This window comes from Roseovarius sp. SCSIO 43702 (genome assembly GCF_019599045.1).
GTDB lineage: Bacteria > Pseudomonadota > Alphaproteobacteria > Rhodobacterales > Rhodobacteraceae > Roseovarius.
Map to the genome: position 1 here is coordinate 1998781 of NZ_CP080623.1, position 22370 is coordinate 2021150.

Annotated in this window: 24 protein-coding genes and 2 tRNA genes; 17 read left to right on the forward strand and 9 right to left on the reverse strand. The window is 68.7% G+C overall.

What is annotated here, in order from left to right:
- The 4 genes from K1T73_RS09830 to K1T73_RS09845 form a co-directional block, all read right to left on the reverse strand.
- A complete protein-coding gene (locus K1T73_RS09830) occupies positions 1-225 on the reverse strand; it encodes a twin-arginine translocase TatA/TatE family subunit (RefSeq protein ID WP_220600544.1) in 225 nt (74 codons plus the stop codon).
- 129 nt (positions 226-354) lie between these two features.
- Complete coding sequence (locus tag K1T73_RS09835; protein ID WP_220600545.1) at positions 355-1107, reverse strand: SDR family NAD(P)-dependent oxidoreductase; 753 nt, start codon at positions 1105-1107, stop codon at positions 355-357.
- The gene (locus K1T73_RS09840; protein ID WP_259400210.1) at positions 1100-2167 is read right to left on the reverse strand and encodes an ABC transporter ATP-binding protein; all 1068 of its coding nucleotides are present in this window, start codon (positions 2165-2167) and stop codon (positions 1100-1102) included. The genes K1T73_RS09835 and K1T73_RS09840 overlap by 8 nt, the downstream gene beginning before the upstream one ends.
- Before the next feature lie 121 nt (positions 2168-2288).
- On the reverse strand, positions 2289-3068 hold the full coding sequence (locus K1T73_RS09845; protein WP_220600547.1) for an SDR family oxidoreductase: 780 nt from the start codon (positions 3066-3068) through the stop codon (positions 2289-2291).
- Positions 3069-3224: 156 nt separating this feature from the next.
- Here K1T73_RS09845 and K1T73_RS09850 point away from each other — a divergent pair, with 156 nt between their 5' ends.
- A complete protein-coding gene (locus K1T73_RS09850; protein ID WP_220600548.1) occupies positions 3225-4238 on the forward strand; it encodes a Hint domain-containing protein in 1014 nt (337 codons plus the stop codon).
- An 11-nt stretch (positions 4239-4249) separates the two neighbouring features.
- On the opposite strand, the gene K1T73_RS09855 is transcribed toward K1T73_RS09850, so the two are convergent.
- Both K1T73_RS09855 and K1T73_RS09860 read right to left on the reverse strand, forming a co-directional pair.
- Positions 4250-4504: a Rho termination factor N-terminal domain-containing protein gene (locus K1T73_RS09855; RefSeq protein WP_220600549.1), complete on the reverse strand. Its 255-nt coding sequence runs from the start codon at positions 4502-4504 to the stop codon at positions 4250-4252.
- 12 nt (positions 4505-4516) lie between these two features.
- Entirely contained in the window at positions 4517-4744 is a 228-nt protein-coding gene (locus tag K1T73_RS09860; RefSeq protein ID WP_220600550.1) for a hypothetical protein, read from the reverse strand.
- Between the two features lie 148 nt (positions 4745-4892).
- Here K1T73_RS09860 and K1T73_RS09865 point away from each other — a divergent pair, with 148 nt between their 5' ends.
- The 8 genes from K1T73_RS09865 to K1T73_RS09900 all read left to right on the forward strand — a co-directional run bounded on the left by K1T73_RS09865 (position 4893) and on the right by K1T73_RS09900 (position 13446).
- Positions 4893-5732, forward strand: coding sequence for a universal stress protein (locus K1T73_RS09865; RefSeq protein ID WP_220600551.1), 840 nt, complete (start codon positions 4893-4895; stop codon positions 5730-5732).
- Positions 5733-5863: 131 nt separating this feature from the next.
- On the forward strand, positions 5864-7231 hold the full coding sequence (gene trmFO / locus K1T73_RS09870) for a methylenetetrahydrofolate--tRNA-(uracil(54)-C(5))-methyltransferase (FADH(2)-oxidizing) TrmFO (protein ID WP_220600552.1): 1368 nt from the start codon (positions 5864-5866) through the stop codon (positions 7229-7231).
- Between the two features lie 37 nt (positions 7232-7268).
- The gene (locus K1T73_RS09875; protein ID WP_220600553.1) at positions 7269-7883 is read left to right on the forward strand and encodes a class I SAM-dependent methyltransferase; all 615 of its coding nucleotides are present in this window, start codon (positions 7269-7271) and stop codon (positions 7881-7883) included.
- Positions 7880-8734 carry a tRNA glutamyl-Q(34) synthetase GluQRS gene (gene gluQRS / locus K1T73_RS09880; protein WP_220600554.1) on the forward strand — a complete coding sequence of 285 codons (855 nt, stop codon included), beginning with the start codon at positions 7880-7882 and terminating at the stop codon, positions 8732-8734. Before K1T73_RS09875 ends, gluQRS begins: the two co-directional genes overlap by 4 nt.
- 171 nt (positions 8735-8905) lie before the next feature.
- The gene (locus tag K1T73_RS09885) at positions 8906-10957 is read left to right on the forward strand and encodes an ASKHA domain-containing protein (protein WP_220600555.1); all 2052 of its coding nucleotides are present in this window, start codon (positions 8906-8908) and stop codon (positions 10955-10957) included.
- A 454-nt stretch (positions 10958-11411) separates the two neighbouring features.
- Positions 11412-11485: transfer RNA gene (locus tag K1T73_RS09890), tRNA-Gly, on the forward strand.
- A gap of 58 nt (positions 11486-11543) precedes the next feature.
- Positions 11544-12632 (forward strand): AbrB family transcriptional regulator, encoded by a 1089-nt coding sequence (locus K1T73_RS09895; protein WP_259400211.1) that lies wholly within the window; start codon positions 11544-11546, stop codon positions 12630-12632.
- A 58-nt stretch (positions 12633-12690) separates the two neighbouring features.
- Positions 12691-13446, forward strand: coding sequence for an SDR family NAD(P)-dependent oxidoreductase (locus K1T73_RS09900; RefSeq protein WP_220600556.1), 756 nt, complete (start codon positions 12691-12693; stop codon positions 13444-13446).
- Between the two features lie 60 nt (positions 13447-13506).
- On the opposite strand, the gene K1T73_RS09905 is transcribed toward K1T73_RS09900, so the two are convergent.
- From K1T73_RS09905 to K1T73_RS09915, 3 genes are all read right to left on the reverse strand, one after another.
- Positions 13507-15321 carry an ABC-F family ATP-binding cassette domain-containing protein gene (locus tag K1T73_RS09905; RefSeq protein ID WP_220600557.1) on the reverse strand — a complete coding sequence of 605 codons (1815 nt, stop codon included), beginning with the start codon at positions 15319-15321 and terminating at the stop codon, positions 13507-13509.
- A gap of 41 nt (positions 15322-15362) precedes the next feature.
- A complete protein-coding gene (locus K1T73_RS09910; protein ID WP_220600558.1) occupies positions 15363-16091 on the reverse strand; it encodes a GNAT family N-acetyltransferase in 729 nt (242 codons plus the stop codon).
- A 68-nt stretch (positions 16092-16159) separates the two neighbouring features.
- Entirely contained in the window at positions 16160-16564 is a 405-nt protein-coding gene (locus tag K1T73_RS09915) for an outer membrane protein assembly factor BamE (protein WP_220603694.1), read from the reverse strand.
- A gap of 134 nt (positions 16565-16698) precedes the next feature.
- On the opposite strand from K1T73_RS09915, the gene K1T73_RS09920 reads away from it, so the two are divergent.
- The 8 genes from K1T73_RS09920 to K1T73_RS09955 all read left to right on the forward strand — a co-directional run bounded on the left by K1T73_RS09920 (position 16699) and on the right by K1T73_RS09955 (position 22369).
- A complete protein-coding gene (locus K1T73_RS09920) occupies positions 16699-17250 on the forward strand; it encodes a DUF177 domain-containing protein (RefSeq protein ID WP_220600559.1) in 552 nt (183 codons plus the stop codon).
- Positions 17251-17417: 167 nt separating this feature from the next.
- On the forward strand, positions 17418-17624 hold the full coding sequence (gene rpmF, locus K1T73_RS09925; RefSeq protein WP_220600560.1) for a 50S ribosomal protein L32: 207 nt from the start codon (positions 17418-17420) through the stop codon (positions 17622-17624).
- 25 nt (positions 17625-17649) lie between these two features.
- Complete coding sequence (gene plsX, locus K1T73_RS09930; RefSeq protein WP_220600561.1) at positions 17650-18768, forward strand: phosphate acyltransferase PlsX; 1119 nt, start codon at positions 17650-17652, stop codon at positions 18766-18768.
- Positions 18765-19739, forward strand: a complete 975-nt coding sequence (locus K1T73_RS09935; RefSeq protein WP_220600562.1) for a beta-ketoacyl-ACP synthase III — start codon at positions 18765-18767, stop codon at positions 19737-19739. The genes plsX and K1T73_RS09935 overlap by 4 nt, the downstream gene beginning before the upstream one ends.
- 99 nt (positions 19740-19838) lie before the next feature.
- Positions 19839-20141, forward strand: a complete 303-nt coding sequence (gene ihfA / locus K1T73_RS09940; protein WP_220600563.1) for an integration host factor subunit alpha — start codon at positions 19839-19841, stop codon at positions 20139-20141.
- 13 nt (positions 20142-20154) lie between these two features.
- Positions 20155-21102: a MerR family transcriptional regulator gene (locus K1T73_RS09945; RefSeq protein ID WP_220600564.1), complete on the forward strand. Its 948-nt coding sequence runs from the start codon at positions 20155-20157 to the stop codon at positions 21100-21102.
- 67 nt (positions 21103-21169) lie between these two features.
- Positions 21170-21246, forward strand: a tRNA-Pro gene (locus K1T73_RS09950).
- 49 nt (positions 21247-21295) lie between these two features.
- Positions 21296-22369 carry a 2'-deoxycytidine 5'-triphosphate deaminase gene (locus tag K1T73_RS09955; RefSeq protein ID WP_220600565.1) on the forward strand — a complete coding sequence of 358 codons (1074 nt, stop codon included), beginning with the start codon at positions 21296-21298 and terminating at the stop codon, positions 22367-22369.
- The last annotated feature ends 1 nt before the right edge of the window (position 22370 follow it).

Below are 22370 nucleotides of genomic sequence, written 5' to 3' on the forward strand. Positions count from 1 at the left end.
TCAGACCTTGGTCTTGTCTTTTTTCGGCGTCACGTCGCGGGCCTGCTCGACCTCGTCGTCGCTGTCGTCCTCGAGTTCCTTGTTGCCCTCGCTGATGCCCTTCTTGAACGAGGTGATGCCCTTGCCCACCTCACCCATGAGCGACGAGATCTTGCCGCGTCCGAAAAGGACGAGCACGACCACGGCGATCAGGACAAGACCCATGGGCCCGATATTGTTCAGCATTGGATGTCTCCCGTTTTCGGGCCTGCTTTCGTCCCGGCCCGGAATTTTCGCAAGTTGTATCTAAGCGGTCTTGCACGGATGTGAAAGAAGCAATGCGGTCCTTCTGCCGGGAAATCCCGATTTTCCCGCTCACCGCGGCAAGATGCCCGAGGCCATGAACCCGCCATCGACGTTCAGGATGTGGCCGTTGACGAAACCGGCGCGCTCGGAGGCAAGAAAGACGACCGCATCGGCCACCTCGTCGGGTCGCGCGTAGCGCGGGTTCGGCGTCTGCGCGTGCCAGAGCGCGCGATCCTGCGGCCCATGCGCCTCGAGGATCATGGGCGTGTCCACCGGAATGGGCGCGACCGCGTTCGCCGTGACGCCCCTGTCGCCCAGCTCCGCCGCCAGAAGCCGGGTCAGCATGTCCACACCGCCCTTGGAGCAGGCATAGGCGCCGCGCCCGATATTCGCGATCTGGCCGTTCACCGACGACAGGGTAATGATCCGGCCCCAGCCCCTCTCGACCATCTGCCGCCCGGCAAGCTGCGCGCAATGGAAGGTGCCGGTGAGGTTGACCTCGAGGACGCGGTGCCAGTCCTCGGGGTCGAACTCGAGGATGCGGGCCGGTCGGACGATCGCCGCGCAGGTCACGAGAATATCGGTCGCGCCGATCGCCGCGAACGCGGCTTCGCAGGCCGCGCGGTCCGCGACGTCGCAGGCCACGCTCTCGACCGGGCATCCCGCCTCGGCCAGCGTCTCGCGGCCCCGCGTGCAGGTCTCCTCGTCGAGATCGAGGATCGTCACCCGCGCGCCCGCCTCCGCAAGGCCCCGCGCGCAGGCAAGCCCGATACCCCCCGCGCCGCCCGTGACCACCGCATGTCTGCCCGCAAGCTCAGCCATCGCGCTCCTCCACCGGAAAGACGAAACACTTGTCGCGCCGGATCATGAGCCACAGCACCGTGCCGTTCGCGGGCAGGAACACGCCGGGGACGGTCGCGCGCATGATCGACCCGTCATGGGCCATGCGGAATTCCACGAGGCTCTCGTTGCCCATGAACCGCGCGCGCACCACCTCGCCGCGCACCGGCGTGCCCTCGGCCATCGTGGGGTTGGGCCCGCGTCCGCCCCGGTCGAAGTCGATCTTGACGTGCTGCGGACGGATCACGATCTCGACCTCGCGCCCGTCCTCGACGCCGGGGGTGAAGAACTTGCCGAACGGCGTTTCGGTCAGCGCGCCCTTCACCCGCCCCCGGATCACGTTCACGTCCGAGAAGAAGGCCACGCATTCGCGGTCCACCGGCGCGTTGTAGATGTTGTAGGGGGCGCCCATCTGCACGATCCGCCCGCCCCGCATGAGCGCGATCTCGTCGGCCATGCGCATCGCCTCCTCGGGCTCATGGGTGACGAGCAGCACCGCGGTGCCCTGTTCGCGCAGGATGTCGAGCGTCTCGTCGCGGATGCCGTCGCGCAGGCGGTTGTCGAGCCCCGAGAACGGCTCGTCCATGAGCATCACCTGCGGCTCGGGCGCCAGCGCGCGCGCCAGCGCAACGCGCTGCTGCTCGCCGCCCGAAAGCTCGTGCGGGAAGGCCGAGCCGTAGTCCCCGAGCCCCACCCGCTCGAGCAGTTCCGCGACCCGCGCCGCCTGTGCCGCCTTGTCGCCGCTCAGGCCGAAGGCCACGTTGTCGGTCACGCTCAGATGCGGGAACAGCGCGAAGTCCTGGAACATCAACCCGATCTGCCGCCGCTCGGGCGGGACGCGGAAGACCGTGTCGCAGATGAGCTGGCCATCCACGAAGATCTCGCCCTCGTCCTGCATCTCGACGCCCGCGATCATCCGAAGCGTCGTCGACTTGCCGCAACCCGACGGACCCAGGAGGCACGTCACCTGCCCCGCCATCACGCTGAAGGACAGGTCATCGACGACCACGCGCCCGTCATAGCGGCGTGTGAGGTTTCGCACCTCGAGTCTCGGGGGGGCTTCGCTCAACGGAACCTCGCGTGGCTTTTCCGACCGAATTTATCGGAAGATCATGCTGCCGATACCAACACACCGCCCCCTGCGCAACCTCGGGACCGCGCCGTCACAGCGTCGCGTTCACGCCGCCCCCGTCCAGCAGGATGTTCTGACCGACGATGAAGCCCGCGTGCCGGCTGCAGAGGAAGGCACAGGCGGCCCCGAACTCCTCGGCCGTGCCGTAACGTCCCGCCGGGATTCCCGCACATCGCCGCGCGCGCGCCTCCTCCATGCTGATCCCCTCCTTCTCGCACACCGCCCGGTCGAGCGCGTCGGCACGGTCGGTATCGTGGATGCCGGGCAGCAGGTTGTTGATCGTGACACCCGATCCGGCCACCTGCCGCGACGTGCCCGCGACGTAGCCGGTAAGCCCCGCGCGCGCCGAGTTGCTGAGGCCGAGAACCGGGATCGGCGCCTTGACCGATTGCGAGGTGATGTTCACCACCCGGCCCCACCCGCGCTCCATCATCCCCGGCACCAGCGCCTTGATGAGCGCGATGGGCGCCAGCATGTTGGCGTCGAGCGCGCGGATGAAATCCTCGCGGTCCCAGTCCTGCCACATCCCCGGCGGCGGCCCGCCCGCGTTGTTGACGAGGATATCCGCCTCGCCCGCCGCGTCGATGAGCGGCTTGCGCCCGTCCTCGGTGGTCACGTCCGCCGCCACCGTCTCGACCTCGACGCCGAACTCGTCGCGGATCTTCTGCGCCGCGTCCTCGAGCACGTCCTTGCCGCGCGCGTTCATGACGAGGTGCACGCCCTCGCCGGCCAGCGCCCGCGCGCAGCCAAGGCCGAGCCCGCGACTCGAGGCGCAGACAAGTGCCCGTTTACCCTTAAGCCCGAAATCCATATTCTGGTCCTCCTGTTGCGATGCCGTCGATGGGGATGCGATTCGCGGGGATGCGCCGGCAAATCACCGGCTTCCCGTCCCGTTGCCGCCATAAATGCAGCCTACATCCGGGCGTGTGAAGTGAAAACCGCCCCGTTTCGAACGGACCAAGACCAGATGACCGACCCCGGACCGTCCCTGACCCAGACACTGCCCGTCTATCGCGCGGCGGTCTTCAACGTCGTGGCCGGCGCAAATCTCGGTGATCCGATCTCCTTCGCGGCCGAGCTCGACCTCGACGACACCTACGAGCTGCGCGCCGGGGCGACCCCCGTGCGCCTCACGCTCGAAACCCGGCCCGACGGCGGCTTTCTCGTCGCCTCCGGCAGCCGCGTGGGCGTCCCCGGCAACCGGCTCTGTCTCGACGCCTGCCTCACCTTCATGTCGAGCCAGGGCGCCACGACCGAGATCATCGTCATGGTCGAGGTGGACGCGGCGGGCGACGTGGAGCAGGTCTTCGCCCTCCCCCTCGCGCCGCTCGAGGCCAAGATCGACTACACGCTCGTCGGGATCGACCGGGACAGCGCCCGCACCAAGTTCGCACAGGTGGCCTGCGTCTCCTTCACGCGCGGGACGAGGATCACGATGGCCTCCGGCGCCCAGACCCCCATCGAGGCGCTGCGCGAAGGCGTCCGGGTGCTCACCCGCGACGACGGCCCGCAGACCGTGCGCTGGATCGGCGCCTCGACCATGCGCGCCACCGGCAGCTTCGCGCCCATCCGCATCCGCGCGGGCGCGCTCAACAACACCGGCGACCTGCTGGTCAGCCCCGATCACCGCCTCTTCATCTACCAGCGCTCCGACGCGCTGGGCGCGGGCCGCAACGAGATCCTCGTGCGGGCGCGGCACCTTGTGAACGGCACCACGATCGTGCAGGAGGATGGCGGCTTCGTCGACTATTTCCAGATCCTTTTCGACGAACACCAGATCATCTATGCCGAGGGGATCGCCGCCGAGACGCTGCTGGTCGACACCCGCACCCGCGCCGCACTGCCGCCCGACCTGGACGAGGCGCTGAGCCGCAGGATCCCCGGCCACGCCCCCCGGCCGCATCATGAGTTCGAAGTGTCCGAAGCCCTTCTCGACCACCCCGACGCCGCCGAGATGCTGCGCCGCGCCTCGACGCGCTGAGGGTCTGCGCCTTACCTGTTGCGCAAGGCTTCGATCAGCTCGTCCTTCGTCATGTCGCTGCGGCCGTCGATGCCGACCTCCTGGGCCTTGTCATAAAGCTCGTCCTTGCTCCATTCCTCGTAGGGCGGATGCTTCCCGCCCTTCTTCGACGGCTTCATGCTGTCATTGGCCTGCGCATTCGCGATGCGCGCGGCCTTCTCCTTGGAATAGCCCTGGTCCTTCAGCTCTTCATACGTCTCTTCGTCCTTGATGCTCGGATCGGACATCGTCTTTCCTCCTCAATCATCCTTCAGGTCATCGACCTGCTTCTTCGCGGTCTTGCCCTTCCCGGTCTTGTAGGCGGGCTTGCGCAGCGCCTCGTTCATGGCCGAGTGGGTCCATTCCTCGCCCTCTTCCGGCTTGCCGAACGCGTCGTCGGGATTGATCGCGTTGTCGGGCTTGGCGACCGTGTCGTCACTCGCCTTCTCGTCGGCATTGTGTGACTGGTCCTTTTTCGGTGTGCTCATCTCGCTCTCCCTTGCTTTCGGGGGAAACGCGCGGATTCCACCTGTGGTTCCGCCGCTTGCGGCATTTCAACCCGTTGCAAAGCCCGGCCTCCTCCTCCATGTCGGTAGCAGGGAGGCGCGCCCTCGAAGAAACATGTGGGAGGTCCCGATGCCGCACACCTATCTCGTCGCAACCGACCTGTCCGCCCGGTCCGACCGCGCGTTCCAGCGGGCGGTCATGCTCGCCCGTCAGACCGGCGCCGACCTCGCCCTGCTCGCCATCGTCGACGACGCGGCGCCCGCCGACGTCACCGACGCGCAGGTCATGGCCAGCGAAAAGGCCCTGAACAGCCTCATCGAGCGGGATTGCAAGGGTCTCGACGTGGACCTGCGGGTGCGCCCCGGCGACCCCACCGCCGAGATCCTGGCCGAGACGCAAAAGACCGACCCGGCCCTGCTCGTGCTGGGGGTCCACCGGCCCCGCGCCTTTTTCGACGCGGTGCGCGAAACCACCGGACAGCGGATCACGCGCCTCTCCGCCACGCCCGTCCTGATGGTGAGCGAGCCGGTCAGCGGCCCGCATGAGCGCGTCATCGTCGCGACCGATTTCTCGCCGGCCAGCGCGGCGGCGGCCAGTCTCGCGGCCGAGCTTTGCCCCGACGCACCGATCACCCCGGTCCACGCGCTGCACATCCCCTATCGCGGCATGCTCGCCCGGCACGATTCGGGCGCGCTCGAGGCGAGTTTCCGGCGCGAGGCCCGCGAGGCCGACGCCGCCTGGCGCGCCGATCAGACCCTGCCCGGGCGGATCGGCGAAACCCGCATGGACGCGGGCAGCGCGCACCAGATCCTCGGCGACGAGCTGCGCCGCGGCGGCCCCGCCCTGCTCGCCCTCGGCGCGCATGGCCGCGTGGGTCAGCAGCGCGCGCTTCTGGGAAGCCTCGTGACCGACCTCATGCGCGATCCGCCCGCCGACCTGCTCATCTGCCGGCCGAGACAGGGCGACTGATCGCGCCGCGTTCCGCGACCCCGGCGCGTTGGGTGCCGGGGCGCCCGATGTCCTGCATGTCCCGCGCCCTTTCTCGCACGAAACCCGGGCCTGCCCTTCCCTCGCCGCGGCTCATGCCCTAAATCGCCCCCATGACAGAGACACTCCATATCGTCGGCGGCGGCATGGCCGGCTCCGAAGCCGCCTGGCAGGCCGCGACCCACGGCATCCCCGTGGTGATCCACGAGATGCGCCCCCATGTGGGCACCTTCGCCCACCAGACCGGCGATCTGGCCGAGATGGTGTGCTCCAACTCCTTCCGCTCCGACGACGACGAACAGAACGCCGTGGGGCTCCTGCACTGGGAAATGCGCGCCGCCGGCTCGCTCATCATGGAGATGGGCGACCGCCACCGCCTGCCCGCGGGCGGCGCGCTCGCCGTTGACCGCGAGGCGTTCGCGCGCGGCGTGACCGAGCGGCTCCGCGCCCATCCTCTCGTCTCGGTCGAGACCGGCGAAGTCACGACGCTCCCCGCCGAGGGCCACTGGATCATCGCCACCGGCCCGCTCACCTCGGGCGCCCTCGGGCAGGCCATCGCGGCCGAGACCGGCACCGACCGGCTCGCCTTCTTCGACGCGATCGCGCCAATCGTGCATTTCGACTCCATCGACATGTCCCGCGCCTGGATGCAGTCGCGCTACGACAAGGGCGAGACCGAGGAAGAGCGCACCGCCTATCTCAACTGCCCGATGGACAAACCCACCTACGAGGCCTTCATCGACGCGCTGCTCGCCGCCGAGAAGACCGAGTTCCGCGAGGGCGAGACCGCGCAGTATTTCGACGGCTGCCTGCCCATCGAGGTCATGGCCGAGCGCGGACGCGAAACCCTGCGTCACGGCCCGATGAAGCCCGTCGGGCTCACCAACCCGCATCAGCCCGATGTGAAACCCCATGCCATCGTCCAGCTTCGCCGCGACAACGCGCTGGGCACACTCTACAATATCGTGGGCTTCCAGACCAAGATGAAATACGGCGCGCAAGCTGCTGTTTTCAGAATGATTCCTGGTCTCGAGAGCGCTCAGTTCGCGCGCATGGGCGGCATCCATCGCAACACGTTCATCAACTCGCCCACGTTGCTCGACGACCGGATGCGCCTCCGCTCCCGGCCCCATATCCGCTTCGCCGGCCAGATCACCGGCGTCGAGGGCTACGTGGAAAGCGCCGCGATGGGCCTTCTGGCCGGGCGCCTTTCCGCGGCACGGCTCGCCGGTCACGAGATCCCCACCGCCCCCCATGACAGCGCCATGGGCGCGCTCATCCACCACATCACCGGCGGCGCCGAGGCCAAGACCTTCCAGCCGATGAACGTCAATTTCGGTCTCTTCCGCCCCGTCGACGGGCTGAAGGGCGGGCGCCGCGGCCGCCGCGACCGCTACAAGGCCTATACCGACCGCGCCAAGTCGGCCTGGACCGACTGGCTCTCCGCCTACCCGCTCCGGCAGTCGCTCGACGCGGCCTGAACTGGACGCCGCCCGGGGGGCGTGGTTAACTGGCCCCATGAGTGACAAGTTTCTGGACCACGTGTATCGTCCCGCAAGCCAGGTCGAGACCGACGACATCTACGACCGCTGGGCCGCGACCTACGACGCGGAGCTGACCGAGGCGGGCTATGCCGCGCCCGAACGCGTGGCCCGCGCGCTTGCCCGCCGCGCCACGCTCGACGCGCCGGTGCTGGATTTCGGCTGCGGCACGGGGCTCTCGGGGCTCGCGCTGCGCGACGCGGGCTTCACCGTGATCGACGGCACGGACCCCAGCCAGCCCATGCTCGACGAGGCCGCCGCGAAGGGCGTCTACCGCAACCTCACCCGGCTCGACCTCTCGGCCGATCCCCCACTCGCCCCCGGCGCCTACCCGGCCATCGCCGCGGCGGGGGTTCTCGGTGTCGGCGCGGCCCCGCCCGAGACCTTCGACATGCTGATGCGCGCGCTGCCGCGCGATGGCCTGCTGAGCCTCAGCCTCAACGACCACGCGCTTCAGCACGAACCGGGCTACATGGCCGCGCTCTGCAACTGGCTCGACACCGGCGCGGCGCGGCTCCTGCGCAAGACACGGGGCAAGCACTTGCCCGCGCGCGACATCAAGTCCACCGTTTACCTCATTGAAAAAGCGTGACATTCGCCACCCGTTTCGCCCCATCCCCGACCGGCCCCCTGCATCTCGGCCACGCCTATTCGGCGCTTCTCGCGCATGACATGGCGCGCGCCGCCGGGGGGCGCTTCCTGCTGCGGATCGAGGATATCGACACCGCGCGCTCGCGCCCCGAATGGGAGGCGCAGCTTCTCGACGACCTGGCCTGGCTCGGCCTCGCCTGGGACGCGCCCCCGCTCCGCCAGTCCGACCGCCTCTCCGCCTACGAGGCCGCGCTCGATGCGCTCTGGGATCGCGGGCTCATCTATCCCTGCACCTGCACCCGCGCCGACATCGCCGCCGCGGCCTCGGCCCCGCAGGAAGGCGCGCCGCTGCACGGGCCCGACGGGCTGATCTACCCCGGCACCTGCCGCAAGCGCCACCCGCGCACCGGCAAGCGGCCCCGGGGCACGGCACTGCGCCTCGACATGGCCGCCGCCGCGCCGGCCACGGTGGGATTTTTCGAAACCGGCGCCGGTCCGCTGGGCGATACGGGCGCGCAGCTCCACTACCACGCCGATCTGCGCGACCGGATCGGCGACATCGTCCTGTCGCGCCGGGATTTCCTCGGCTCCTATCACCTCTCGGTGGTGCTCGACGATGCCCACCAGGGCATCACCCACGTCATCCGCGGCCGGGACCTCTTCGATGCGACGCCCATCCACGCGCTGCTCCAGCATCTCCTCGACCTGCCCACGCCCATCTACCACCATCACCGCCTGATCCGGGACGATACCGGGCGCCGCCTGGCCAAGCGCGACGACGCCCGCGCGATCACCGCCTATCGCGACGCCGGCGCCACCCTGGCCGACATCCGGCGCATGGTGGGCCTCTGATCGCCGCGCACCCGTCCCCTACCGGGTCAAACACTCAACGCGGAACCGCCGACCCCGAAGATCACGCGGAATAATGCCGCGCCCACGTCACAAACTGCCGGGATCGGGCTTTCCCCCGCCGCCAAAACCCCTATCGTCGCGCGCGACACCCCCAGCACCGGAGCACGGGCCATGACCGACACCAAGGATCCCCTCGTCGTCTTCACCCCCTCGGGCAAGCGCGGCCGCTTCCCCGCGGGCACGCCCGTCCTCACCGCCGCGCGTCAGCTCGGCGTCGATCTCGATTCGGTCTGCGGCGGGCGCGGCATCTGCTCCAAATGCCAGGTGACGCCGGGATATGGCGAATTCTCCAAGCACGGCGTCACCGTCCACGAGGACGCGCTGTCCGAGTGGAACGCGGTCGAGGAACGCTACGATCAGAAGCGCGGGTTGAAACCCGGCCGCCGCCTCGGCTGCCAGGCCACGGTGCAGCGCGACGTGGTCATCGACGTGCCCCCCGAATCCCAGGTCCACCGACAGGTCGTGCGCAAGGCCGCCACCGCCCGCGTGATCGAGATGGACCCCGCCACCCGCCTCTATTTCGTCGAGGTGGACGAGCCCGACATGCACGAACCCACCGGCGATCTCGAGCGGCTCGCCCGCGCGCTCAAGCGCGAATGGGAGATCCCCGAGATCCGCGCCGATCTCACGCTTCTCTCCAAGCTCCAGCCGACGCTCCGCAAGGGCAAGTGGCAGGTGACGGTCGCGCTGCACAAGTCCCATCGCGACGCGGTGGCAAGCGTCATCGAGATCTGGCCGGGCCTGCACGAGGGCGGGCTCTACGGTCTCGCCATCGACCTCGGCTCGACCACCGTCGCGGCGCATCTCACCGACCTCGACACCGGCGAGGTCAAGGCCAGCTCCGGCATCATGAACCCCCAGATCCGCTTCGGCGAGGATCTCATGAGCCGGGTGAGCTACGCGATGATGAACCCCGGCGGCGATGTCGAGATGACCGCCGCCGTGCGCGAGGCGATCGACACGCTGGCACAGGAAATCGCGCGCGAGGCCGAAATCGACGCCGCGCTCATCGTCGAGGTGGTGCTGGTCTGCAACCCGGTCATGCACCACCTGCTCCTCGGGATCGACCCGGTGGAACTGGGCCAGGCGCCCTTCGCGCTCGCCACCTCCGAAAGCGTCTCGCTCATGGCGCGCGAGCTTGGACTCGAGGCGATCAACACCCGCGCCCGCGCCTATATCCTGCCCTGCATCGCGGGCCATGTGGGCGCCGACGCGGCCGCCGTCGCCCTCTCCGAGGAGCCGGGCAAGTCCGACGACCTCGCGCTCATCATCGACGTGGGCACCAACGCCGAGATCCTCCTGGGCGACAAGACCTCGGTGCTCGCCTGTTCCTCGCCCACCGGCCCCGCCTTCGAGGGTGCGCAGATAAGCAGCGGCCAGCGCGCGGCGCCCGGCGCGATCGAGGCGATCCGCATCGACCCCGAGACCAAGGAACCGCGCTTCCGCGTGATCGGCTGCGATCTCTGGTCCGACGAGGAGGGCTTCGCCGAAGCCACCGCCTCGACCGGCATCACCGGCATCTGCGGCTCGGGCATCATCGAAGCCGTGGCCGAACTGCGCATGGCGGGCCTCATGGACGAATCCGGCCTCATCGGTTCGGCGGCCCAGACCGGCACCTCCCGCTGCGTGGCCGAGGGCCGCACCCACAGCTATCTCGTCTTCGACGCCTCCGACACGGGCGGGCCGCGCATCACCGTGACCCAGGGCGACATCCGCGCTATCCAGCTCGCGAAATCCGCGCTCTATGCCGGCGCGCGCCTTCTGATGGACGAGCGCGGCGTGGACCGCGTGGACCGCGTGGTGCTGGCCGGGGCCTTCGGCGCGCATATCTCGCCCCTGCATGCCATGGTGCTGGGCATGATCCCCGACGCGCCCCTCGACAAGGTGACGAGCGCCGGCAACGCCGCGGGCACCGGCGCACGCATCGCGCTCTGCAACATCGCCGCCCGCGCCGAGATCGAGCGCACCGTGCGCCAGATCCACAAGGTCGAGACCGCGATCGAGCCCAAGTTCCAGGAGCATTTCGTCGCCGCCAACGCGATCCCGCACAAGACCGCCCCCTTCCCCGAACTGGCCAAGATCGCACCCCTGCCGAACCCGTCCTTCAACACCAAGGGCGAGGACCCCGCAGGCGGCGGCCGCCGACGCCGGCGACGGGGGTGAGCCCCACTCCACTCCCCCCGACCCGGGACTCCGCGCCCTTTACACAAACCCGCCCCGGCCCCCGAGCCGGGGCCTCGCCCCCTCCACGCCAACCCGCCCCGGCCCCCGACCCGGGACTCCGCGCCATCCACCCAACACCGCCCCGGCCCCCGAGCCGGGGCCTCCCGTCCTCCACACAAACCCGCCCCGGCCCTCCTCGCGACACAAGTTAACACCCGCACCACCGCACGCCCCGTTAACACCTGCGCCGACTCACCCTCCACCGACGCGATACCGACGTGGATACCGACATGATACCGACCCGGACTTCGCCCCGTTAACCAGTCGCTTGCGCGCCACGGCTCACGCACACCGCGGCCCGGGCTCCGCGCCCGACCGTGCGCGCCGTTAACGAAGGCGCCGGTTTCACGTCGCTTGACTGTCCCCGCCGCGCCTCTTAAATCGAGCCTCGGACGCGGGTATGGTGAAAAGGTATCACGCGAGCTTCCCAAGCTTAAGTTACGGGTTCGATTCCCGTTACCCGCTCCAAACACCGCCCCCGCATCACCCTTGACCACGCCATTCCCCTCCGGGTGACGACGCCACCTTGAACCCCCCCGCCATGGTGCTTCAACAGGCCATGCCGCGTCTCATCGCAACCCTTGCCCTCCTGCTCGCCGGCTGGCTCGTCGCCGCCCCTCTGGCGGTCCGGGCCGGACTGCCGCTTCCCTACCTGCTCGGCCCTCTCGTCATGTCGGCCACCCTCGGCATCCTGCGCCCGGGTCTCCTGCCCGCGGGCTATACCTTCCCGCAACGGCTCCGGCTCGTCTTCATCGGGCTCATCGGCATGATGATCGGCGGGCAGATCACCCCCGCGCTCTTCTCGGACCCGGCCCGCCTCGGGCTCAGCGTCGCGGCCCTCGCGGGGTTCGTGGGCACCGCCCAGGGGCTCAACTACCTGATCTTCCGGCGTCTTGGCGGCTATGACCGCGCCACGGCCCTCTGCGCGGGCGCGCCGGGAGGGCTCTACGAATCGATCGCGCTCGGCGAGGAGCACGGCGCCGACCTCTCGCGCCTGATGCTCCAGCAATTCCTGCGCGTCATCTTCGTGGTCACCGCCCTGCCCGTGGGCCTCTCGCTCTGGCTCGGCGCCCCGGTCGGAAGCTCGGCCGGCATGAGCTTCGCCCGCGCCGACACCGACTGGCAGGCGGTGCCGCTCGTCCTTGCCACGCTCGGGGTGGGCATCGCGGCGGGCATCCTGCTGCGCCTGCCCGCGCGGCAACTGACCGGGCCGCTCCTGGCCGCGGGCGCCGTCACCCTTTCGGGTCTCGCCACGATCGGCCTGCCGCAATGGCTCATCAACGACGCGCAGATCGTCGTCGGCGTCGCGCTCGGGCTGCGCTTCAAGGGGCTCGACCGGCGGCTCCTGCTGCGCGGCGTCTGGCTCTCGGCGCTCTCGGTCGCGGGGATGCTGGCGCTCGCCGCGCTCTTCGCGGGGCTGCTCCTGCTGGTCTGGCCCGAGCCGTTCGACGTGCTCCTCATCAGCTTCGCCCCCGGCGGCCTGACCGAGATGGCCCTCGTCGCGCTCTCGCTTCAGGCCAACCCGGCCTTCGTCACGCTGCACCACATCATCCGCATTCTGCTCACGGTGATGGGCCTCGGTTTCGCGTCCCGCCGACTCACCCGGCCCCTTTGACAGGCGCCGCCCGGCGCGGTATCTGAACAGACGTTCAATTCTCATGCCGAGGTGCGCCATGCAGATCACCAGGACCGCCGCCATCGTGACCGGGGCCGCCTCCGGGCTGGGCGAAGCCACCGCCCGCCACCTGCGCGCAGAAGGCGCCGACGTGACGCTTCTCGACCGCGATGCCGAGCGTGGCCGCGCCGTGGCCCGCGAGATCGGCGCGCAGTTCGTCGAAACCGACGTGACCGACGAAGCCTCCGTGGCGGCCGCCATCGCGCAGGCCGGCGACGCGATGGGGCGGATCACGGCGGCGATCAACTGCGCGGGGATCGCTACGGGGGCCAAGACGCTGGGCCGCGACGGGCCGCACCCGCTCGACGCGTTCCGGCGCACCATCGACATCAATCTCGTGGGCAGTTTCAACGTCGCCCGCCTCGCCGCCGCGGCAATGGCGGGCAACGATCCCGATGCCAATGGCCAGCGCGGCGTGATCGTCAACACCGCCTCCATCGCCGCCTTCGACGGACAGAAGGGGCAGACGGCCTATGCCGCGTCCAAGGGCGGGATCGTGGGCCTCACGCTGCCCATGGCGCGCGATCTCACGCGCGAGGGCATCCGTGTCATGGCCATCGCGCCGGGCATCTTCGCGACCCCCATGCTCAAGGGATTGCCACAGGAGGTCCAGGACGAGCTCGCCGCCGACGTGCCCTTCCCCCGCCGCCTGGGCGATCCGGCGGAATTCGCGGCCCTCGCCCGGTTCATCATCGAATGCGACTATCTCAACGGCGAGGTTATCCGCCTCGATGGCGCGCTCAGGATGCAGTGACGTTTCGTTAACCTTCGCACCGACGTGATACCGACGTGGATACCGACATGGATACCGACGTCAGGATTCGGCCTTCTCGGCCAGCCGCAGCCACTCATCCTCGGCCGCGTTCAGCGCCTCCTGGCGCTGGCTCAGCGCCTCGGTTGCGCGGCGGAACTTGACCGGCTCGCGGGTGAACAGCTCAGGGTCGGCCAGAAGCTCCTCGAGCTTGCCGATCTCCGCCTCGAGCCGGGCGATCACGTCGGGCAATTCCTCGAGCCTGTGACGCTCGGTGAAGCTCAGGCCCTTCGGCGCCCGCCCCGCTCTGTCCTGCTTCGGCTTTGCCTCGCTCTGCCTTGATTTGGCTTGCTTTTCCTCGCGCGCCTCGGCGCGTTTCTGCGACTGGTAGTCGCTCCAGCCGCCGGCATAGACGGTCGCACGGCCATCGCCCTCCATCGCCACCGTCGTCGCCGCCACCCGGTCGAGGAAATCGCGGTCGTGGCTCACCAGCAGGACGGTGCCGTCGTAGTCGTCCAGAAGCTCCTGAAGCAGGTCCAGCGTCTCGATGTCGAGGTCGTTCGTCGGCTCGTCGAGGACAAGCACGTTGCTCTCCCGCGCCATCAGCTTGGCCAGCAGAAGCCGCGCCTTCTCACCCCCCGAGAGCGAGCGCACGGGCGCCCGCGCCTGCCGCTCGTCGAAGAGGAAATCCTTGAGATATCCGACCACATGGCGGGGCTGACCGCGCACCATGACCTGATCTGCATTGCCCGCGACGCGCATGTCGGGTTCGCCCGTCAGGCTCTCCCAAAGCGTCATGTCGGGATCGAGCTGCGCGCGCGCCTGGTCGAAGACCGCCACCTCGAGGTTGGTGCCGTGTTCGACCGTGCCCGCATCCGGGGCGACCTCGCCCAGCAGGATCTTCAGCAGCGTGGTCTTGCCCACGCCGTTCGGGCCCACGAACGCCACCCGGTCGCCGCGCTGCACGCGCAGGTCGAAATTCGTTAGGATTTTCCTGTCACCGTAGGATTTCGCGATTCCCCGCGCCTCGATCACCCGTTTGCCCGATTTCGGCCCCGAGGACAGCTCCATCGCCGCGGCGCCCTGCCGCCTGATCTGCGCCGCACGTTCGGCCCGCAGGTCCTGCAACGCGCGCACGCGGCCCTGGTTGCGCTTGCGCCGCGCGCTGATGCCTTCCACGGCCCAGCGGGCCTCGGCCTTGATCTTGCGGTCAAGCTTGTGGCGCGCGCTATCCTCTTCCTCCCAGACCTTGTCGCGCCAGGCCTCGAAATGCTCGAATCCCTTCTCCTGCCGGCGCGTCATTCCCCTGTCTATCCAGAGCGTTGCGCGGGTAAGTTCACGCAGGAAGGCGCGGTCGTGGCTGATCAGCACGAAGCCCGCCCGCGTCGCCTTCAGCTCCTGCTCCAGCCAGCCGATCGCCTCGATGTCGAGGTGGTTCGTCGGCTCGTCGAGCAGCATGAGATCGGGCGCTTCGGCCATGATCCGCGCCAGCGCCGCGCGCCGCCGCTCGCCGCCCGAGGCGGTCGCGACCGGGCGCTCGGGGTCGAATTTCAGCCCCTCGCCCGCGCGCTCCACCCGGTAGAGTTCGCCCGGCTCGAGCGCGGCCGACGCGAAGGCCCCGAGCGTGTCGAAGCCGCTCATGTCGGGCTCTTGCTCCATGTAGCCCACGCGGATGCCCGTCGGCACCACCCGTTCCCCCTTGTCCGGTTCAACAAGACCGGCCATCACCTTGAGAAGCGTGGATTTTCCCGACCCGTTCCGCCCGACCAGCGCGACCCGGTCGCCGGGCTGGATCACGAGCGAGAGGTCGTCGAATACCGGCTCTCCGCCGAAGGTGAGCGAGATGTCGGAAAGCTGGAGAAGCGGTGCCTGGGCCATGCGCGCCGCCTATCCTTCCGCCGCGATCCCGTCAAGCGGCGCTACTGCGCCACGGCCCTCAGAAGCCGCTGCCGCGCGGGCGGGATCGCCGCGATCTCGACGCCGGTAAACACGTGCATCGTGTTCATGCCGGAATCTATGACGGCATGATCGCTCACCCATCCGCCCATGGTCAGGTAGGTCTTGAGCAGGGATGGCATCCGGCGCATCGCCTCGCGGGGATCGAAACGCCGGTCGGCGAACATCTCGGCGAAGGGCACGACCCGCGCCGACCGCACACCGGGCCGCCAGCGCGCCGGCGCAAGATGGCGCTGCGCCAGGAGCGCGAAACTCTCCGCGAAAACCTCCGGCTCGGTCCCCGCGAACGACGAGCAGCCGAAGAGCATCTCGATCCCGCGCCTATCCACCAGCCGGGTCATCGCCCCCCAGGCCACGCGCAGGATGTCCGGGTCGCGCCGCCCCGGCGCGATGCAGAAGCGCCCCATCTCGATCAGCGGGCCGGGAAATTCCACCAGGGATTCAAGATGATAGAACTGCGCCGAATAGCTCTGGCCGATCAGGCCGCCATGCGGCAGTTCGAGAAAGCGGTAGCACCCGGCAAGCGCACCGCCCGCGACCTCCTCGACCAGCATGTGCCGGCAAACCTCGTCGAGGTGATCCGCGTCGCGCTCGGCACCCAGTCCGAACACCCGCGCCCTGAGCGCCTGCGCACGGGCGAGATCGTCGGGCCCCGCCGCGACCCTCGCCCTGTATCGCCCCTTGGAAAACATGGGCCATGCCCCCGAACCGACAGCACCGCCATTCTTAGGCAAGCACCGCCGGCCAGACAAGCGCGACGCTAGAAGAACTCGCCGGGATTGAGCCGGCCGATATTGCCGAAGACCTGCCGGAGGAAGCCGTTGCCCTCGACCGAATTGTCGGTCACGCGCCGCGTGAGACGCACCGGGCGGCCATCGTCGAGGCCGAAGGTCTCGATGTTGCGCACCGTGTCGTTCTGGTCGAAGCTGATCGCGAGGACCGTGCGGTCGACCACCTCTGGCCGGAACGCCCCGAAATGGCGCACCCTGCTGCGAACGTAGTAGTAGTTCCCGTCTGGCAGCACGCCCGACGTGGTGGGAGGCCCGATCGTGTCATCCACGGTGGCGCGGGTATCCACGCCCACCACGATGTTCTGAAGGTCTTCCGGCGGCGGCATGTAGCCATGGTTCTGGTAGCGCGAAGTGCAGGCCGCCATGGCCAACATCGCCAGGATCGCAATCCCGGTTTTCCAACGATTGACCTGTCTCACGTCACCTGCCCCTTGATCTTGGCCGTATTCGCCTTTTATCCCGCATACATCATCGTGGTCCAGAGGATCAAACAAGAAAGCGGCACGCCATGGCAGAGTCTCCCATCACCACCGCGCGCCTCGGCGTGGCGAAACTGTCTCAGCGCGCGCCGAACGCGTTTCGCCTCGTGCCCGATGCCGAAGGGCTCGCGGCCCTTGCCGCCGGGCTCGACCTCCTCGACTGCCGCAAGGTCGTTTTCGAGGGCACCGTGACGTCCGAGGGCCGGCGCGACTGGCGGCTTGACGGGCATCTCGGCGCGACGGTGGTGCAGGCCTGCGTCGCCACGCTCGAGCCGGTGACGACGCGAATCGAGACCGAGGTGATGCGTCGCTTCCTCGCCGATGGCGTCCCCGTCCCCGAGGCCGAGGAGGCGCCGATGCCCGAGGAAGTAGAGGCCGAGCCGCTTTCCGATACGATCGCGCTCGACGCGATCCTGACCGAGGCCCTGTCGCTCGCGCTGCCCACCTATCCCCGCGCCGACACCTCCCGGCCGGTCGACCTCTCTGCCGCGCCCGAGGGCGCGCAGCCGCTCACCGACGAGGACGTGAAGCCCTTCGCTGGGCTCGCCGCGCTGCGCGACAAGCTCGGCAAGGACGACTGAACCGGCTTCGCTGCAAAGCAGAAAAACCGCTTGCCCCGGCGACATTTCGCTCCTATTTTCGCGCTTCCACCGCATTCCGGGGTTTTCGCGCGGCCTGCAAACGGGTATGAGCCGCCGAACCAGCACGAAACCGGGCCGGACCGGCCCACAGAGATTGAGGTTGTGACATGGCTGTCCAACAGAACAAAGTATCGAAATCGCGCCGCAACATGCGCCGTGCCCACGATTCGCTCGAAGCGGCAAACCCCAACGAGTGCTCGAACTGCGGCGAACTCAAGCGGCCGCATCACGTCTGCGCCGCGTGCGGTCACTACGGCGACCGCGAAGTCGTCACCATGTCGGACGAAATCGACCTGGAAGACGACGCAGCCTGAGCCGGCGCAAAGGACCATCGCCCGCATGACCGCGCATGAGGATCGATCCAGAGCGGCGGGATCCGGGCGCACCGTGATTTCCGTCGACGCCATGGGAGGCGACCGCGGACCGTCCGCCGTCGTTGCCGCCGTTGCCCTCGCCGCGAAGAAGAATCGCGAGATCGGCTTCATCGTGCACGGACGCAAATCCGAGCTCGAGCCGCTTTTCGCGCGCAAGCGTCATCTCGAAGGCCGCCTCGAGATCCGCGATGCCGCCGACGTGGTGTCGATGGAGGACAAGCCCAGCCAGGTGATGCGCCACGGCAAATCGACCTCGATGTGGTCCGCGCTCGAATCGGTGCGCGCCGGCGAGGCGATGGCCTGCGTTTCCTGCGGCAATACCGGCGCGCTCATGGCGCTTTCGGTGCTGCGCCTGCGCCGCCTTGCCGGCATCTATCGTCCCGCCATCGCCGTGCTCTGGCCCTCGCGCAACCCGCAGGGGTTCAACGTGCTTCTGGACGGCGGCGCCGATGTGCGCGCGGATGCCAAGGACCTCATGCAATACGCGCTGATGGGCGTCTCCTATGCCCGCAACGGCCTCGGGGTCGAGAAACCGCGCGTCGGGCTGCTCAATGTCGGCACCGAAGAGCACAAGGGCCGCGCCGAACTGCGCGAGGCGCATGATCTCATCGACGCGAATGCCGGAACCGCGGGGTTCGATTTCGCGGGCTTCGTCGAGGGGCGCGACCTGCCCGGCGACATCTGCGACGTGATCGTGACCGACGGCTTTACCGGCAACGTGGCACTCAAGACCGGCGAAGGCACCGCCGAACTCATTTCCGAGCTTCTGCGCGAAGCTTTCAAATATACGCCCCTTTCGCGTCTCGCCTCACTTCTGGCCTACACGTCGATGCAGCGCCTCAAGAAGCGGATCGACCCGCGCCGCGTGAACGGCGGCGTGTTCCTCGGGCTGAACGGCACCGTGGTCAAGTCGCATGGCTCGGCCGACGCCACGGGCATTTCCGCGGCCATCAAGCTCGCCTTCCAGCTCGCCGAGAGCGGCTTTACCGAGCGTCTGGCCGCCCGCGTGGCCGCCGCCTCGCTTCTGGCCGACGAGAGCGCTGACGACGATGACACCCCGGCAACCGGGAGGGAGGCATCATGACCCGCCGCGCGGTCGCCCTGGGCGTGGGCCACTACCTGCCCGAGCGCGTGGTCGAGAACGCGTGGTTCGAGGATTTCCTCGACACCTCCGACGAATGGATCCGCACCCGCTCGGGCATCGAGCGGCGCCATTTCGCGGCCGAGGGCGAAACGACGTCCGACCTCGCGCTCCGCGCCGCGCAGGCCGCGCTCGACGATGCCGGGCTCACCGCTGACGACATCGACTGCATCCTTGTGGCCACCTCGACGCCCGACCTCACCTTTCCGTCGGTGGGCACGATGGTGCAAAGCCGGCTCGGCATGACGCGGGGCTTCGCCTTCGATGTTCAGGCCGTCTGCGCAGGCTTCGTCTATGCGCTTTGCAACGCCAACGCGCTCATCGTCGCGGGCCAGGCCGAGCGCGTGCTCGTCATCGGCGCCGAGACCTTCAGCCGCATCATGGACTGGGAGGACCGCTCGACCTGCGTTCTCTTCGGGGACGGCGCCGGCGCGCTGATCCTCGGGGCCGAGACCGGGCGCGGCACCAAGGAAGATCGCGGCATCCTCGCGACCGATCTCAATTCCGACGGGCGCTACAGGGACATGCTCTTCGTCGATGGCGGGGTTTCGACCACCGGCACGGCGGGCAAGCTCAGGATGCAGGGCAATCAACTCTTCCGGCAGGCGGTCGAGAAGCTCACCAGCACCGCCGAAACCTCCCTCGAGAAGGCGGGTATCCTCGGAAGCGAGGTGGACTGGATCGTGCCGCACCAGGCGAATATCCGCATCATCCAGGGCACCGCGCGCAAGATGGGCGTGCCGATGAACCGCGTGATCCTCACGGTTCAGGATCACGGCAACACGTCAGCGGCCTCCATCCCCCTGGCCCTCTCGGTCGGCGTCGCCGAGGAGCGCATCAAGCGCGGCGACATCGTGCTGAGCGAGGCGATCGGCGGCGGCCTTGCCTGGGGATCGGTCGTTTTACGCTGGTAAACGGCCTGAATCCGCGCGGCAACACCGGCGTCCAAGTCATTGATATTGACTCGCAAAATTCTTCCCCCCAAAGTTGGCGGAAATCAACGGGGGGATGAAATGAGTGATGGCACACTGACGCGCATGGACCTGAGCGAGGCGATTTTCCGCGAAGTGGGTCTCTCCCGCAACGATTCCGCACAGCTCGTCGAAAGCGTTCTGGAGCACATGTCCGACGCCCTCGTCCGGGGTGAACAGGTCAAGATCTCGTCCTTCGGCACCTTCTCGGTGCGCGACAAATCGGCCCGCGTCGGCCGCAATCCCAAGACCGGCGAGGAAGTCCCGATCAAACCCCGCCGCGTCCTCACCTTCCGCCCGTCCCACCTGATGAAGGAACGGGTCGCGGCAGGCAACAAGACCTGAGGCGCGCGCATAGATGGGCAAATCCGCCGACGCTTTCCGAACGATCAGCGAAGTTGCCGATTGGCTGGGCGTTCCCGCCCATGTGCTGCGTTTCTGGGAAAGCAAGTTCAGCCAGGTGAAGCCCGTCAAACGCGCTGGCGGACGGCGGTATTACCGACCCGAGGACATGCGCCTGCTGGGCGGTATCCGCAAGCTGCTGCACGATGACGGCATGACGATCAAGGGCGTCCAGAAGCTCCTCCGCGAGAGCGGGGTCAAGCATGTGGCGGCCATGTCCGCGCCGCTCGACGGCGAGGAGGGCGAAACCATCGACGCCGCGCCCATGCAGTCGAACGTGGAACCCGAAAGCGCGCAGGTCTACAACTTCTCGCGCGATGCGACCGGCGAGGTGGCCACACCGGCCGCGGCGCAGGCATCGCCCGACAATCCGCCCGCCGAGCAGACCGCCGAACCGGAGGCCGCGGAAGCGGATGCACCCGCGCGCGATCCCGCGCCCGGCGCATCGCCGGCGGAAACCGCCCCGGACAGCGCCGACGACGACACCCCCGCCCCCGTTGCGGATCAACCCTCGGAACCGCCCCGGCCCGCGACCAGCCCGCCCCCGGAAAGTTTCGTGCCGCCCGAGCGTCCCGAACCTCCGGCAACAGCCGCATCGGCCGCGCCGCCGGACACCGGCGACCCCGCCCCCGCCGACCCGGCCCCGCCGGATCCCGCTCCCGGCCCCGACGCGCCGCAGGAGTCGGCAGAACAGCGGACCGCGCGCGAGACGCCCGAGATCCCCCGCGCGCGGCGCATCGAGGTGCCCGCGGACCCCGCCGATACCATCGACGCGGCACCGGGCAGCCTGTCGAGTCTCGCGCGCCTGCCCGCCTCGCCCACGCCCGCACAGCGCGCCGCGCTCTCCGGTATCGCCGCGCGATTGCGCGACCTCGCGGCACAGCGCACCAAAAGCAGCCGATGAGGGCACGGTTTTTGCCGATCCCCCCTTGTGTCCCAACAGAAATTCGCTATGACACCGGCATCATAGTCGGGCTATGGCGCAGCCTGGTAGCGCGTCCGTCTGGGGGACGGAAGGTCGCAGGTTCAAGTCCTGCTAGCCCGACCATGTTTTCCCTCCCTCGCTCTCTCGACCGGCCTTTCCGAAAGGGATGTCCATGACCGGTGTTCTGGCCGACAGTCAAATCCGTGATTTGATCGCCGCGGGCCGGATCGCCGCCGCGACACCCTTCGTCGACGGCCAGGTGCAACCCGCCTCTCTCGACCTTCGGCTGGGTGACACGGCCTACCGCGTGCGGGCCTCCTTCCTGCCCGGACAGGCCAACAGCGTTGCGGCCCGGCTCGACGATCTCAAGATGCACGAGATGCCCCTCACCGGCGGCGCCGTGCTGGAAAAGGGCTGCGTCTACGTGGTCCCGCTCATGGAACGGCTGAGCCTGCCCGTGGGCACCACCGCCGCGGCAAGCGCCAAGAGCTCGACGGGACGGCTGGACCTGATGACGCGGGTGATCACCGATCAGGGGATCGAGTTCGACCGCGTGGCCGACGGCTATGACGGGCCGCTCTTCGCCGAGATCTGTCCGCAAAGCTTCTCGGTCCTTGTGCGGCCCGGCCAGATGCTCACGCAGATCATTTTCCGACAGGGCCGCACCTTCCTCGACGATGACGAGCTGCGTGCGCTTCACGCGCAGACGCCCATCGTCTCGGACGCGCCCGTCATTTCCGAGGGGCTCGGCTTCTCGGTCGATCTGCGCGCCGGCGAGGACGATCTCGTGGGCTACCGCGCCAAAAGGCACACCGGGGTGATCGACCTCGACCGCATCGGCCACTACCCCGCCGACGACTTCTGGGAAGAGATCCGCACCACCACGGGCCGCATCATCCTCGACCCCGGCGCGTTCTACATCCTGCGAAGCCGCGAAGCGATCTCGATCCCCCCGGACTTCGCCGCCGAAATGGCACCCTACGTGGCCATGGCGGGCGAATTCCGGGTGCATTACGCGGGGTTCTTCGATCCCGGCTTCGGCTGGGCCGAGGCGGGCGGCGAAGGCTCGCGCGGCGTGCTCGAGGTGCGCTGCCACGAAGCCCCCTTCGTACTGGACCACGGGCAGGTCGTCGGCCGCCTCGTCTACGAGCGGATGGCCGTGCGCCCCGCCCTTCTCTACGGGCGCGATCTCAAGTCCAACTACCAGGGCCAGGGCCTCAAGCTCTCGAAGCATTTCCGCAGCTGAC

Coding starts and splice junctions, on each gene's coding strand:
- K1T73_RS09915 (WP_220603694.1), bottom strand. CDS start 16,564: ATGTTGGCCATGGCGGCCTGCACTTCGCGCTACCAGAACCATGGCTAC.
- K1T73_RS09875 (WP_220600553.1), top strand. CDS start 7,269: ATGAGTGACAAGTTTCTGGACCACGTGTATCGTCCCGCAAGCCAGGTC.
- K1T73_RS09945 (WP_220600564.1), top strand. CDS start 20,155: ATGGGCAAATCCGCCGACGCTTTCCGAACGATCAGCGAAGTTGCCGAT.
- K1T73_RS09955 (WP_220600565.1), top strand. CDS start 21,296: ATGACCGGTGTTCTGGCCGACAGTCAAATCCGTGATTTGATCGCCGCG.
- K1T73_RS09860 (WP_220600550.1), bottom strand. CDS start 4,744: ATGAGCACACCGAAAAAGGACCAGTCACACAATGCCGACGAGAAGGCG.
- K1T73_RS09845 (WP_220600547.1), bottom strand. CDS start 3,068: ATGGATTTCGGGCTTAAGGGTAAACGGGCACTTGTCTGCGCCTCGAGT.
- K1T73_RS09935 (WP_220600562.1), top strand. CDS start 18,765: ATGACCCGCCGCGCGGTCGCCCTGGGCGTGGGCCACTACCTGCCCGAG.
- K1T73_RS09900 (WP_220600556.1), top strand. CDS start 12,691: ATGCAGATCACCAGGACCGCCGCCATCGTGACCGGGGCCGCCTCCGGG.
- K1T73_RS09830 (WP_220600544.1), bottom strand. CDS start 225: ATGCTGAACAATATCGGGCCCATGGGTCTTGTCCTGATCGCCGTGGTC.
- rpmF (WP_220600560.1), top strand. CDS start 17,418: ATGGCTGTCCAACAGAACAAAGTATCGAAATCGCGCCGCAACATGCGC.
- ihfA (WP_220600563.1), top strand. CDS start 19,839: ATGAGTGATGGCACACTGACGCGCATGGACCTGAGCGAGGCGATTTTC.
- plsX (WP_220600561.1), top strand. CDS start 17,650: ATGACCGCGCATGAGGATCGATCCAGAGCGGCGGGATCCGGGCGCACC.
- trmFO (WP_220600552.1), top strand. CDS start 5,864: ATGACAGAGACACTCCATATCGTCGGCGGCGGCATGGCCGGCTCCGAA.
- K1T73_RS09835 (WP_220600545.1), bottom strand. CDS start 1,107: ATGGCTGAGCTTGCGGGCAGACATGCGGTGGTCACGGGCGGCGCGGGG.
- K1T73_RS09910 (WP_220600558.1), bottom strand. CDS start 16,091: ATGTTTTCCAAGGGGCGATACAGGGCGAGGGTCGCGGCGGGGCCCGAC.
- K1T73_RS09920 (WP_220600559.1), top strand. CDS start 16,699: ATGGCAGAGTCTCCCATCACCACCGCGCGCCTCGGCGTGGCGAAACTG.
- K1T73_RS09865 (WP_220600551.1), top strand. CDS start 4,893: ATGCCGCACACCTATCTCGTCGCAACCGACCTGTCCGCCCGGTCCGAC.
- K1T73_RS09855 (WP_220600549.1), bottom strand. CDS start 4,504: ATGTCCGATCCGAGCATCAAGGACGAAGAGACGTATGAAGAGCTGAAG.
- K1T73_RS09905 (WP_220600557.1), bottom strand. CDS start 15,321: ATGGCCCAGGCACCGCTTCTCCAGCTTTCCGACATCTCGCTCACCTTC.
- K1T73_RS09885 (WP_220600555.1), top strand. CDS start 8,906: ATGACCGACACCAAGGATCCCCTCGTCGTCTTCACCCCCTCGGGCAAG.
- K1T73_RS09850 (WP_220600548.1), top strand. CDS start 3,225: ATGACCGACCCCGGACCGTCCCTGACCCAGACACTGCCCGTCTATCGC.